This is a genomic window from Bacilli bacterium, assembly GCA_035326105.1.
In the GTDB taxonomy this organism is placed as follows: Bacteria; Bacillota_I; Bacilli_A; order RFN20; family CAG-826; genus UBA7706.
Genome location: DAOKYO010000002.1, coordinates 438,487 through 451,143 on the forward strand (window position 1 = coordinate 438,487; position 12,657 = coordinate 451,143).

Annotated in this window: 10 protein-coding genes; 2 read left to right on the forward strand and 8 right to left on the reverse strand. The window is 39.1% G+C overall.

Features of this window, described 5'->3' with window-relative positions; all coding sequences use genetic code 11:
* Positions 1-87: 87 nt before the first annotated feature.
* The 8 genes from PKC96_06530 to PKC96_06565 all read right to left on the reverse strand — a co-directional run bounded on the left by PKC96_06530 (position 88) and on the right by PKC96_06565 (position 9,101).
* The gene (locus PKC96_06530; GenBank protein HMM00970.1) at positions 88-1,005 is read right to left on the reverse strand and encodes a hypothetical protein; all 918 of its coding nucleotides are present in this window, start codon (positions 1,003-1,005) and stop codon (positions 88-90) included.
* 106 nt (positions 1,006-1,111) lie between these two features.
* Complete coding sequence (locus PKC96_06535) at positions 1,112-1,273, reverse strand: hypothetical protein (protein ID HMM00971.1); 162 nt, start codon at positions 1,271-1,273, stop codon at positions 1,112-1,114.
* A 167-nt stretch (positions 1,274-1,440) separates the two neighbouring features.
* Positions 1,441-1,806 carry a metal-dependent transcriptional regulator gene (locus PKC96_06540; protein ID HMM00972.1) on the reverse strand — a complete coding sequence of 122 codons (366 nt, stop codon included), beginning with the start codon at positions 1,804-1,806 and terminating at the stop codon, positions 1,441-1,443.
* A 9-nt stretch (positions 1,807-1,815) separates the two neighbouring features.
* Positions 1,816-2,850 carry a hypothetical protein gene (locus PKC96_06545; protein ID HMM00973.1) on the reverse strand — a complete coding sequence of 345 codons (1,035 nt, stop codon included), beginning with the start codon at positions 2,848-2,850 and terminating at the stop codon, positions 1,816-1,818.
* Positions 2,851-2,911: 61 nt separating this feature from the next.
* Positions 2,912-3,943: a hypothetical protein gene (locus tag PKC96_06550; protein HMM00974.1), complete on the reverse strand. Its 1,032-nt coding sequence runs from the start codon at positions 3,941-3,943 to the stop codon at positions 2,912-2,914.
* A 17-nt stretch (positions 3,944-3,960) separates the two neighbouring features.
* Positions 3,961-5,145 carry a galactokinase family protein gene (locus PKC96_06555; protein ID HMM00975.1) on the reverse strand — a complete coding sequence of 395 codons (1,185 nt, stop codon included), beginning with the start codon at positions 5,143-5,145 and terminating at the stop codon, positions 3,961-3,963.
* Positions 5,146-5,149: 4 nt separating this feature from the next.
* A complete protein-coding gene (locus PKC96_06560) occupies positions 5,150-6,661 on the reverse strand; it encodes a UDP-glucose--hexose-1-phosphate uridylyltransferase (GenBank protein ID HMM00976.1) in 1,512 nt (503 codons plus the stop codon).
* Between the two features lie 94 nt (positions 6,662-6,755).
* A complete protein-coding gene (locus PKC96_06565) occupies positions 6,756-9,101 on the reverse strand; it encodes an alpha-galactosidase (protein HMM00977.1) in 2,346 nt (781 codons plus the stop codon).
* Between the two features lie 76 nt (positions 9,102-9,177).
* On the opposite strand from PKC96_06565, the gene PKC96_06570 reads away from it, so the two are divergent.
* Together PKC96_06570 and PKC96_06575 are read left to right on the forward strand one after the other, a co-directional pair.
* Positions 9,178-11,523 carry a glycoside hydrolase family 2 TIM barrel-domain containing protein gene (locus tag PKC96_06570; protein ID HMM00978.1) on the forward strand — a complete coding sequence of 782 codons (2,346 nt, stop codon included), beginning with the start codon at positions 9,178-9,180 and terminating at the stop codon, positions 11,521-11,523.
* A gap of 9 nt (positions 11,524-11,532) precedes the next feature.
* A complete protein-coding gene (locus PKC96_06575; protein HMM00979.1) occupies positions 11,533-12,303 on the forward strand; it encodes an NYN domain-containing protein in 771 nt (256 codons plus the stop codon).
* The last annotated feature ends 354 nt before the right edge of the window (positions 12,304-12,657 follow it).

Sequence of the window (12,657 nt, forward strand, 5' to 3'; positions counted from 1 at the left end):
CGTTTGGAAATTTTTTCATTTTTTCAATTACGCTTTCTGAAAACGCTTTTATTTTATTAACAACTCTTATTCTTAGCAGTAAAAGTGTTAAAAAATGATCTTTTTTAGTCGAAAAAGAAACTTTTTTTCCTGATATTGAGCAATAAATAAATTCTTATCCGTGAGCATCTGTCGCGAATGGTTGGCCACGAGTTGAGGATATTTTTGCCTAATGTCGGCGCTTAATCGATGTGCTATTTCATAATAGCTTTCGCTTTCAAGTCCGGTTTCAAAAAAATGTTTTCCATTGCATACGCCTTCAATAAAGGAAATAAAAGGATAAGAAAAATCTATTTTATTTACTTGGTTAAAGTTAAATTTAATATATGCGTCAAATACCTTCTCAACAATCGATAAACTATAGTTCATACTCGCAACATTCAAGTAATTACAGCGTTGAGACTGATAGTTTCCGTCGCTCCAAATAATATCGCGTTTCAAAAAAACAACATTCACATCGCTTTTAATTATTCTTAAGGTGTGTTCTATTGCCGACTCAATTATATTTTTCCGAGTTTTATAATTTTGATGCAGGCTATCGTTTTCAAATATTTTTAGAAGAAAAACATACCAAAGAGTACCGACAAATAGTTGCCTAGGAAGTATCGATACCGATTTTATTAAGTTATTAAGTTTAATGCACTGTTGTGTGTTATGTAGAGCATCCCGGCCAAAGTTTAATGCTGAAGCAATGGCAAACGATTGAACGGCATACAGCAGAAACCCATCGCCGGAAAAACGATTATCCTGCGTATTTGAGTTAGAAAACAAAAGCCAATAGTTTTCTAACGCCGGGTGAAAGAATAAATACTTGTCTAAATTCTTTATATCGTAATTGCCATTATAAAAAAATTCTATCCCCCAAAAAGTCAAGGCTTTGGCGGCTATAGAAAGATGCCTGTTTTCCACCGCTTCCGGCAGAAATCCAATCGCCTTCGCGAGTTGTACTTCATTTATCATTCCCATTGCTTTTACATCATAACATTTAGTCAATAAAAAAGGGAGAATCTAATCTCCCTATCATATTCAGTTTTGGGCTCTTATTAAAGAGACCGTCATCACTTTGTCAACATCAGCGACCATTTGATAAATAAACTTGGCCGTCAATATTTTCGGAAACAAAGCTCTCGCCGTCATCATAGCGGGAAATCTTCATCGCTTTGATCGATTTTAGAAGATCACTGTAGCTGTCGTGCGAGGCTGAATATCCAAGGTTTTCTTTTTTGTTCTTCATGTTCATTACCTCCTTGTTCCTTTGCGAACACCTATACTATAATCGCTAAAAAATATAATGCAATTTTGTAACCCCTTACTGAAAACGTTTTCTAGGTTTCACAAAAAAAAGTCGCATTATAAGCGACTTTTTTTGATTGATGTAACCGTTTTACAAGGTTTTAAGGCCTAACTTAATCTTCCTTTTATCGCCTGGAATGTTTCCTCACTGATAACATGTTCGACGCGGCAAGCATCCGTTCGTGCTTGCTTGGCACTGACCCCAAGTCCAATAAAATATTGAGTCAAGATCTTATGGCGTTCATATATGTGCTGAGCCTTTTCATTCCCGGTTCTTGTAAGAATGATATGTCCGTCACCATTAATGACGATAAATCCCTGATTTTCCAGAAGATGAACCGCCCGCGAAATTGAAGGCTTCGAATAGCCGGTTTCATTCACAATATCGATTGAGCGGACAAAAGGCTGACGTTCTTGGATGATTAAAATATACTCTAAGTAATCTTCTTGGGACTCAAATGTTGGTTCTTTCATTTCAATGCCTCACGCCAAATGCTCTAATGCCAATCGCCGAAGTTTTAACACCATCGCATCCGATTTAGTTTTCAAATACTCATCGGCATAATCGATTACCAAAGAGTATTCCTTTTCATCAAACAAACGCCTTATAGTATTTTTCAATGCATCAAAAGCCATCGAGCTTGGACCGGGGAAAAACTTATCCCCCAGGAACAAATCTTTGATTTCCTTTTTCTTAGGCGTATAGACTTCAGTTTTATCCATCGCCGCTAATATGGCATCAATTTCGGCACTGACACCTTTACCGGCTTTTCCATAACGCAACGATTCATGATAGCAGGCGTAAGCTTGCGGATATTTTCCATCAAGATAATAGGCGTATCCGACGAAGCGAATAATCACTCCCAGCATATCTTGATCAGTGACAATTGAAGCGGCAAACTTTCCGACCATCATTAATTTATCGACGATTTTCTTCTCTTTAAAAAATTCGCTGATTCGCATAAGTATGGGAACCGAAACTGGATTCCAATTATTGGCTAAGCCTAGAAAATTAACCGCCTGAATTTCGTCGCCCATAGCAAAAAGAATTTCCGCCAAAAGATAATAGGCCTCCGCAAATGGTAGATCGATGACTTGAAATGGTCCCGGAGCATTCAACACGCTCTTAATCAAGGTTTCCTCATACGGATCTTCAACCGCAAAATATTGCATTTTTTGATCGTTGATTCGCGGATTGTGACTCTCTAATTCATTAACGGCTAACCGGCAAAGTTTAAAAGCCTTCTCTAACGGATAGCCACTGGTATATTGACCAGCCCGATGAAGCAGATATGTCACCCAAAGATCGGGATTAAGTTCCATATCCTTAGTAAAACGATTTATGTTCAAAGGCAAGACTTCATCAATTTGATTTTCAACATATTGCAGTAATCCATCAGAAAGCAAAGAAGAAGATATGCTGAGCGCCTGCCATTCCAAAATCAAAAAGCGCCGATCTTTTAAGCGGTTGCCGGTTAAAGTCTTTTCAATTTTCTCTTTAATTTGCTCATCATTCATACTTCATCACCCTCATTTACTAGTAATATATCATTTCTTTATTCCTAGCGCGAGAAAAACACTAATTTAAATGGCTGGTTATTTCGTCAATAAGCGCCTTTACTTCCGGCAAATCGGCAAGCGAATAGGCAATGGAAAGATACTTAAGTGCAGTTTCATAATTTTTTCTTTCATAGTATATCTTGCCTAATAAATAAGCGGCCCGAACTACACTTTGCGAAGTATTTAAAGGAATATCATATTTATTTAAAGCGGCAATTATCGCTTTTGCCGATGGCATTTGGGCGATATTCAATAATTTCATCATTCGATCCAAAGATTCGCGATAAGTATCAATCTGCTGCAAGGAAAAAGCATAACTATAGCAAGCAAGTGCAATATCTAGGAGTTGCATTTTTTCATAGTAGCGACCAAAGTTGTTGTAGCATTGGGCTAAACGATTCGGTTTATAGCAAAAGGACAAAGCTTTCTTGGTTTTCTCTAAGAAGCCCGCCAAATCGCATAATTCCAAACTTGCCTCCGCTCCCGTCAACCAGGCATCAACATTATACGGATTCCATTCAAGCGATTTTTTTGTGGCTATTTCCGCCTGTTTGGCATCGTCTTGCTTCAAGATAATACTGGCAAACCGTTGATACAAGTTGCTGTAATTCATTTTTGGCCGAATCAACTGATGATTGTTATCGTTGTCATTTAAATACAGTATCTCTTCGATACGATTGTTAAAGTTGCGATAATCTGTACCTGCCACCGGAGGAAAAAGATCACTTTGGTCTATATTTTCTTCAAAAGCGTGAATCCCACGTGTCGCCAAAAAGGCCGCCCGGTCAAGTTGCCCGGAGCTTTCTAAAGCTTTTAGGGCAATGGTAAGGTTATCGGCGCCTAAATCGTCACTTAAAAGAAAGGAAAGAAATTGATCAACATTATCAAAGTCACTGGAAAAATAGTATAGGCTGAGTAATCCGGAAAGGTAAACACTATCCTGCGGATTTTGTTTTTCCAAATAAATGGCTTTCTCTAATAATTTCCGGTCGGATAGCAAATCACCGGTTAATTGATGTGTGATTTCATTTATTTTTTCATCCGATTTCATTTTCACTCCCCCTACAATTAAAATACTTCCGTCGCCCCTTCATCGCGAATATGCACAATATATGCCCGTTTCCGACCGAAGAAGCTATCGATCATTTTGATGTAATTGGCCGTTTCTTCCTTCGGGACAAAAGCCAGCAGCGTTCCCGCGAAACCACCGCCATGTACCCGAAAAGCTCCATTGTGAAATTTTCTAATCGATAAATGATAAGCCGTTTTTAAACTTGCGGTTCGATCACCGGGATAGGTGTAATTATCCAGAAAATCATAACTCGATCGGCCAGAAGCGGCGATGAGTCTTCTAAATATGGTAAAATCTTTCTTTTCCATCGCCTCAACCGCCTTGCTTACCCGAATATTCTCCTCAAAAAAATGATTTGCGCGAAGATAAGCTCGGCCGCCGACTTTTTGATATACGACCGGACTGGCGACAAGAAATTCACTAAAGGAAATATCCCGTAGAAACTTGCGCTTAAAAACTTTGGCTACCTTAGCCATATCTTTGATGACTTCATCATAGAGATTTGTCAATTTTGAATGATTACCGCCCGGATTGACGATAATAATTTCATAGTCATTGCTGTCGAATTTGATGTTGCGAATGCTGGGTTGAAGCGAATTTTGAAAATCAATCAGCGATAACCCGCCTTCAGCAACGGCAATTTGATCCAAAAGTCCGCTTTTTTTGCCAAAAAATGTGTTTTCCGCGAATTGGGCAGCCTCGGCTAAATCAAATCTGCTGATTTTATCTTCGTTAAAGAGCGTCGAAATGACCTTTCCAATTAAGACCTCATACGCAGCCGAACTCGACACTCCCGCGCCCCGAGGAATAACCGAATCCATATAAATATCAAAACCCGATATATTGTAGCCCTTACTTTTGATGCGACTGGCTACACCGCGAACGAGAGAAGTAGATGTTCCTTGCTCCTTTTTAATCGGATCTAAATCATCCAAGGCAATTTCTATTAAAGCCGGAAACCCGTTTGATATGGCTCGAATAAGACCTAAATCATTTGCTTTGACCGCCGCAAATATATCTAAGTCGATCGCCGCTGCCAACGCTAAACCATGGTTGTGGTCGGTATGATTGCCCATCATTTCCATTCTTCCCGGTGAAGAAAAGAAGCGCGTTGGTTGCGTATGAAAAGCTCCCATAAACCCGTTTATTAAAGCTATTTTTCTTTTTTCTTGCAAGTACATATTTTTATATTGAAAGTGTTTTTATAAATTTTAAAAATGCTTCCCGACCTTTTTCCGTGCTTTTAAAAACCGCCGTGTTATCTAAAATTCCTTGGCAGGTTGTGTTTACATGTTCAACTAAATAATCATGATAATTCGTCTCCGGTGCCAAAGAATCCATTTGCTTCAGCAAAGATTCAAAAGCCAAATATTCTGGCCTTTGTTCAATAAAATCCGAAACGGATTGTTTCTTGTCGACAAAGAATGCTTCAATTTCTTCCAGTTGTCTTTTTAAGCGGGCGGGAAGAATGAATAACCCCATCGCTTCAATAAGACCGATACCTTCTTTTTTAATGTGCTGGTATTCTGGATGAGCATGAAAAATGCCATCTGGATAATTTTCATCCGTGCGATTATTGCGAAGAATTATATACATGTGATACGTGGAACCGATCTTACGAACAATCGGCGTGACTGTATTATGTTGGTCTTCGCCTTCTTTAGCAATAATATCAGCATCTACGTCACTGTAATTACGCCATGCATCAATAATCGTATAGGCAATATTGAGTAGGGCTTGCTTATTACGTCCCTTCAATAACAAAACGGAATTGTACCAATCAAGGATTGACAGTGAAACGCGATGTTCACGCCGAAGATGAATATTTTTCCTTATCGGCGCCCGCATCAAAGGCATCTCGTGCGCTCCGCCTTGAAAATGTTCGTGGTTGAGAATTGAACCGCCGACAATTGGTAAATCGCTATTCGAACCGATGAAAAAATTAGGGAACTGATCAACGAAAGCGAATAATTTAGATAGGGTACGATGACTGATGGTCATCGGCTCGTGCACACCTTCAAAAACAATACAATGCCGATCGTAATAAACATAAGGTGAATACTGAAGGTACCAAATCTCATCGTCAAGCCGCAGAGGAATAAGGCGAATATTTCCCCGTGCCGGATGATTTATTCTTCCGCTATATCCCTCGTTTTCTTTACAAAGAAGGCATTGAGGATAGGCAAAGTTTTCCTTTTGCTTACGACTGAGAGCTATAGCCTTGTTGTCTTTTTCCGGCTTAGATAAATTAATAGTTATCTCCAAATTGTTTTTTGGAAAAGACGTAGTCCAAAGCAGATTCTGATCAACTTTGCTTTTTTGAATATAATCATTCTTAATTTCTAAATCATAGAGATAATCAACCGCTTTTACTTTGTTTTTGCGATATAGGTCATTGAATTTTTTGATGACAGCGCTAGGTAACGGAGTTACTAACCCCATAATCCGGACGATCAGGCGATCAATTTCCGCGTCGTCGCCAAATTTAATCTTTTTTAATTCCGTATGTAATTCTTCAATAATCGGATCGGGAACTTTTAACCCTTTCAATTCAGAAATATTAATTTCCCCTTCAAAAGGACTATCTTGATGAAGCAGGTCAAGAAGTATGTTTCGCACATAAATGACATCCTCATTGGATAAGTCAAGATGAAAAGAGGCGTAAATTAATAGTTTCTCAATAGTTTTATTTAGCATTTTAGCCACCTCAGTTTTTCATTATATAACATTGTCAACTTCGTTGGTAGACTTGGATTAAATACCTGTATAAGAAAAAATTAATCACCAATTGTTATTTTATACGGTGCACATATATTAAATCAGCGCCAAAATCTCCTAAGACCCGCGTTTTATCATTAAATCCGTTTCCCATCCATTGAGGATTGAGTTGCAATGCTCCATTGCCGAGCGACGCTCCGTCGATAATGTACTTTTCTTCATATGACATCTTCATGACTTCTTCAACCGATGTCCTTTGGTTGAGATAATTCACTATCGCCCCTTCCGGTTTAATGAAAGAAGGAAGAGCCATCTTAAGTAAACCGCCAAACGTCTTCAAACGATGCGGATTGGGAAGAACCTCCACCTGATATAAACCCTCCTTGTCTAAATCGGGAACTTGAATAAAATCATTTCCAGGCGCACTCGCTTGTAACCCATAAAAACAGCCAACTATCGCCTCCGATTTATCCTCGTTTTCAACAACGAAACAAGCTTCACCTTGAGGAGAAAAAGTTTTCATTTGATAGAATTTTCCAAACTGAAATAGCCGGCGGTGCTTCTTATAAAAAACAATATTTTTCTTCATCCACCGTCTTTCAATCGGTGAGAGAGCATCAATCTCCATTTCATATCCCATGACGCCGAAACAAGCCGCGGCAAAGCGTCGATAAAAGGGCGTTATTCGCAACATTTGATGGGAGGGAGTGGCACTGACATGATTCGAAATAGTCGAAAGTGGATAGGCTAAGGCTGTTCCACTTTGGATCTTAATTCGTTCGTAACCATCGGTATTGTCACTGGCCCATGTTTGATCAAAATAACTGAGCATTCCTAAATCAAATCTTCCTCCGCCGCTCGCGCAATTTTCGAAAATAACATCCGGAAAATCCTTGGTAAGGGAAGCAAGTACACGATATAGTCCGATGTAATAGCGATATGTCAACTCATAAGCCGGTGTCACTTTACTTTCGCCGTCGGAAATTGTTCGATTGAAATCCCATTTTACGTATTTAATCGGAATTTCCCTTAAGTGTTTGCTGACCGACTCTATAATATAATCCTGCACATCCTTGCGACTGAGATCCAGTATCAGTTGATGCCGGCCAACCGCGGGCGAAGAATACTTGGTTTTGATTGCCCAATCGGGATGTGTCCGATATAAATCCGAATCCTCATTTACCATTTCGGGTTCAAACCAAAGGCCAAATGAAAGGCTCCTTTTACCGGTTAATTTTGCGACTCCTTGCAGTCCATGATGAAGTTTCTTGGTATTCACATCCCAGTCGCCTAAACCCGACAGGTCGTTGTTTCTTTTTCCAAACCAGCCATCGTCAAGAACAAACATTTCCACTCCCATTTTTTTCGCCCCATCGACGATGCTTTTTATTTTGGAATCAGAAAAAGCAAAATAGGTTGCTTCCCAATTATTAATGACAATCGGGCGAGGCTTATCAGCAATAGCGGAACGCACTATATGCCTTCGAATAAAACGATGGAAATTATCGCTCATACCGTTAATTCCCAAATTAGAAAAAGTCATAATCGCAAATGGCATTTCCAATTTTGCATTTCTTTCTAATACAGGGCGGAAGTCAAAGGGATTTATTCCTCCTTGAATTCGCAAGTTATTGAAGGCCGATAATTCTACCGCCGAATAATGGTTGCCGCTATAAACCAGGTTAAAGCCGTATACCGGACCCTGGTTCATGGTGGTTTCAACTTCTTTAATTAGATAGAAGGGATTATGGCGTGAACTCGACGAACCCGTCTTACTATCATTGATATAAATTCCAGGTTTAATGATTTGACGAGTAATGTTAAATTCGTTAATCCAGCTGCCGTATGTGGTCCATAGTTCATAGTTACGATTAGCAAAATCAAGATTATAACTCATTATTTTTCGAACACTAATGGATTTTTTATCACCGTTTATAATTGTAATGTTGCGCACTATCACGTCCGTATCTTCAAATATCCCATACTGAAGCTTTAACCGGACATTACTGAAATCATCCGTTAATTCGATGGCTAAGACTTGACTGGGAAGATGCGGGGTGGGAAAAGAGCTGCCGAACAATTCTTTTTCCTCACTAATTGACGTGACTTTAAAATCGAATACTGATTGATCATCACTATCCAGAACAACTGACGGCTCACGATAATCGCCCTTTCCGGCTAGACCGATTTCAAGCGGAATTTGGTCGTAACTAAGTCCGGGATACTTCTTTTCATCATAGACAACCGCGCTTCCGCGAGGAAAATTTTCCTTAAAAAAAGCAAAGTTATAATTAAGTTTATCCTTGATGCGCGCGCCAAAATACTCATGGCGAAGATGTCTAGATTCATCAATTCGCAATATATAACTGGTATTTTTAGTTGCCAAATGAAAGACTTCGTTTTGATTATTTTCTAACATGAAAGCATCCTCTTATCTAATTATAACTATAAACAGTTGTTTATGCTAAAATAAGTTTATAAATGAGGTTGGAATTATGCATCTAGATTTAAATAATGGATGGCAATTTATTGATCATTATGATCAAAACTTTTTATCTTCATTCCCTAGCGATGCCGAATTAGTCGACATTCCCCATACTCATAAACTACTGCCTATAAATTATTTCTCGGAGATAGATTATCAATTCGTTTCCATGTACCAAAAACTATTTGATTTAAGCGAGATGCGAAACGACAAGCGATATTTCATTGTTTTTGAAGGATTAATGCTTCAGGCCGATGTATATTTAAATGATCACTTCTTGGGGCACTTCATTTCCGGCTATCTTCCTTTTGAAGTGGAAGTAACTGATTTTCTAAAAAAATTAGATAACCGTTTAGTTGTTGTCTGCGATGCGCGTGAGGATAAGAAGATTCCTCCTTTTGGCGGAGCAGTTGATTACTTATGCTACGGAGGTATCTATCGGGAAGTTCACTTGGAGGAGCGAGAGAATTTCTTTTTTAAGGAACTTCTTGTTTCCGCAGGAATGGATGGTCACATTCAAGTAAAGCACAAGGTGGAAAAATCACCGAACCTTGATTTAAAAGTCCGTTATGAAATATACCAAGACGAGAAGCGACTGGCGGTTTTTGAAACCGACAAGTTCGTAATTCCTAATCCGCACCTCTGGTCGCCTGAAGAACCCTATTTTTATAAATTGCGCGCGGTAATACAGAACAAAGAACAATCAACATCTAAAGAGATTCGCTTTGCTTTTCGCACCATTAAATTCACGCACAAAGGATTCTTTCTAAACGGCGAGTATCGTAAATTAATCGGCCTGAATCGCCACCAAAGTTTTCCCTATATCGGTTATGCCGCCACCAAGAGCCTTCAAGAATTTGATGCCGACTATTTAAAATATCACCTTGGACTCAATGTAGTTCGCTGCTCCCATTATCCGCCATCGCGGCATTTTTTAAATCGCTGTGATGATATCGGGCTCTTAGTAATAGATGAAGTCCCCGGTTGGCAATTTGTTGGCAATGATTACGACTGGCAAGGGCAATACTTGGATTTTCTTCAAAGAATGATTGTGTTTGACTATAATCATCCGTCGGTAATCTTGCACTCAATTCGAATAAACGAATCAAGTGATTACCATGAACTGTATCTAAAAGCCAATCGAATTGCCCATGAATTAGACGCCAGTCGACCGACAACCGGAGTAAGAAACTTTATCCATAGCGAACTTCTTGAGGATGTTTATGCTTTCAATGATTTTTCGCATGACGGAACTAACAAAGGACTCCTAAATCCGAAAAAAGTACTCCCTTCTTTTAAAACAAAAAAGCCTTACATTGTAACCGAAAACAATGGTCATATGTTTCCGACCAAAAGTTTTGATGATGAAAATCATCGTCTGGAACAGGCTAAGCGTCATCTTCAGGTTCTCGAATCTGCTTATCGCTACCAATCGATAGCGGCTTTCCTAAGCTGGTGCTATGCCGATTATCAAACCCATCAAAACTTTGGCAGCGGGGATCATATTTGCTATCACGGAGTAGTTGATATTTTTCGAAACGACAAAATGGCAGCCGATGTTTACCGCTCTCAATTAATTGGGGAGCCGATGCTCAGCGTCCTTTCTTCGATGAATATCGGCGAATATCCGGAAGCACTTTTGCCCCCGGCGATGGTTCTAACTAACGTCGATTTTATCCGCGTGTATAAAAACGATGACTTAATTGGCGATTTTTATCCCAGCAAAAAAAAGTATCCCCATCTGCCGCATCCTCCGATAATTATCAAATCCTATATTTCTAGTAAACTTGACCACGATGAGCGTTTTTCTTCTAAAGACAAAAAAAGGCTTAAGAAAATATTGGGTTATGCCGGCATTCATGGATCAAATCGCCTTTCCGTCTTATACAAACTCAGGGTGGCTTTTTTAATGATGAAGTATCATCTTAGTTATGCCGATTTGGTTGAATTATGGAACAAGTATGTCAGTAATTGGGGAAGTGACAAGGTCGTATATCGCTTCGTTGGCTATCGGGATAATGCTCCGATTATCAGTAAGGAATATGGTCCTTCGCTTTCATTTCATATTGCTTTAACGGCTTCGAAAACCGAGTTAAAAGCCGATTCAACATATGATATGGTATTAGTGAGCGTTGAATTACTTGATCAATTTAACAATCGCGCCAGTTACGCTTTTTATCCTTTGCATATTAAAACTTCAAATAATATCGCTCTTCTTTCTTTGAAATCTGATACTCTTGTGGGAGGGGCAACTTCAATTATTATTCGAAACGTCAATGGAAAAAAAGGCGTTGGTTATCTTCAGGTTGAAATTCCATATTATGGAAGTCAAAAAATAGAATTTGAAATAAAATAGGGAGCACTTATGGCAACAAATTATGACAGTCGAGAGAAAAATGTATGCGTTTTGATTGATGCGGAGAACATTTCTCCCAGTTACATTACCTACATCATCGATGAGGCAAACAAACAAGGCAATATCGCTTTTCGATATATTTATGGTGATTGGTCAGAATCGCGATTAAAGGCGTGGAAAGATGTATGCATTGATTATTCGCTTGTTCAAAAGCAAGAGTATTCTCCGGTTAAAGGTAAATCCAGTTCCGATTTTGCTTTAGTTATTGATGCGATGGATATTCTCTATCGCGATACGATTGATACTTTTATTCTCGTCAGCAGCGATTCCGACTTTACCCGGCTTGTCAACCGGCTACGGGAAGGCGGTTGCCGGGTTATCGGCATGGGCGAAAGCAAGACTCCCCGCGCACTGGCGAACAGCTGTCACACTTTCGTTTATCTCGACAAGATCAAACAAGCGGATGAGAAGATTAAAGAAAAACGGCGGAAGAGCAAACCCAGTATTGTTAAAAAGGACGAGAATATATCCAATGAAATGGCGAGTCTTGATGAGATACTTGATGATGTTCGCTCGATCATAAATGACACTTTGAATGACGAGGGGTGGGCCTACTGGTCAAACACCTATAATTTGCTTCTTAAGAAGCAACCAAGTTTTGATCCCCGAAACTATAATTTCCCGGGCAAGCCCTTAAAATTCTTTGAACAACATGGTTTCGTCACTAAAAGAGATGGCCTCGATGTATTGATAAAATCGGATGAAAATATTCTAAATTAGTTCCTATCGCATAGGAAAAAAACAGATTGGCATGTTGGCCGATCTGTTTTATTAAAGTTGTCCTATTAAATTAAGTGGGGACAAAGAATAGTCACTCCCCACTCTTCTTTATAGATTTGATCATTTTGCTACTTCTTCGTATACTTTATCTCGGGTATAAAAAGGCTTTTTTTATAGACAATAATTCAATGCTTTTAGGACTTGGTCTAGATCCAAGCAATTTTGTCAATCGTGTCAATGAACCAATCAAAACCGATATTGGTTTTATCTATGAAGTTGAGCAAAAGAGGACAAACCTCCATATTTTTTTCCTCTAACAATGTCTATATGCTCATCTATTGTATCCTACTATTG

What these genes read in the sequence shown, in the direction of transcription:
- PKC96_06530 (HMM00970.1), bottom strand. Translation starts at nt 1,005, where the DNA reads ATGGGAATGATAAATGAAGTACAACTCGCGAAGGCGATTGGATTTCTG.
- PKC96_06535 (HMM00971.1), bottom strand. Translation starts at nt 1,273, where the DNA reads ATGAAGAACAAAAAAGAAAACCTTGGATATTCAGCCTCGCACGACAGC.
- PKC96_06540 (HMM00972.1), bottom strand. Translation starts at nt 1,806, where the DNA reads ATGAAAGAACCAACATTTGAGTCCCAAGAAGATTACTTAGAGTATATT.
- PKC96_06545 (HMM00973.1), bottom strand. Translation starts at nt 2,850, where the DNA reads ATGAATGATGAGCAAATTAAAGAGAAAATTGAAAAGACTTTAACCGGC.
- PKC96_06550 (HMM00974.1), bottom strand. Translation starts at nt 3,943, where the DNA reads ATGAAATCGGATGAAAAAATAAATGAAATCACACATCAATTAACCGGT.
- PKC96_06555 (HMM00975.1), bottom strand. Translation starts at nt 5,145, where the DNA reads ATGTACTTGCAAGAAAAAAGAAAAATAGCTTTAATAAACGGGTTTATG.
- PKC96_06560 (HMM00976.1), bottom strand. Translation starts at nt 6,661, where the DNA reads ATGCTAAATAAAACTATTGAGAAACTATTAATTTACGCCTCTTTTCAT.
- PKC96_06565 (HMM00977.1), bottom strand. Translation starts at nt 9,101, where the DNA reads ATGTTAGAAAATAATCAAAACGAAGTCTTTCATTTGGCAACTAAAAAT.
- PKC96_06570 (HMM00978.1), top strand. Translation starts at nt 9,178, where the DNA reads ATGCATCTAGATTTAAATAATGGATGGCAATTTATTGATCATTATGAT.
- PKC96_06575 (HMM00979.1), top strand. Translation starts at nt 11,533, where the DNA reads ATGGCAACAAATTATGACAGTCGAGAGAAAAATGTATGCGTTTTGATT.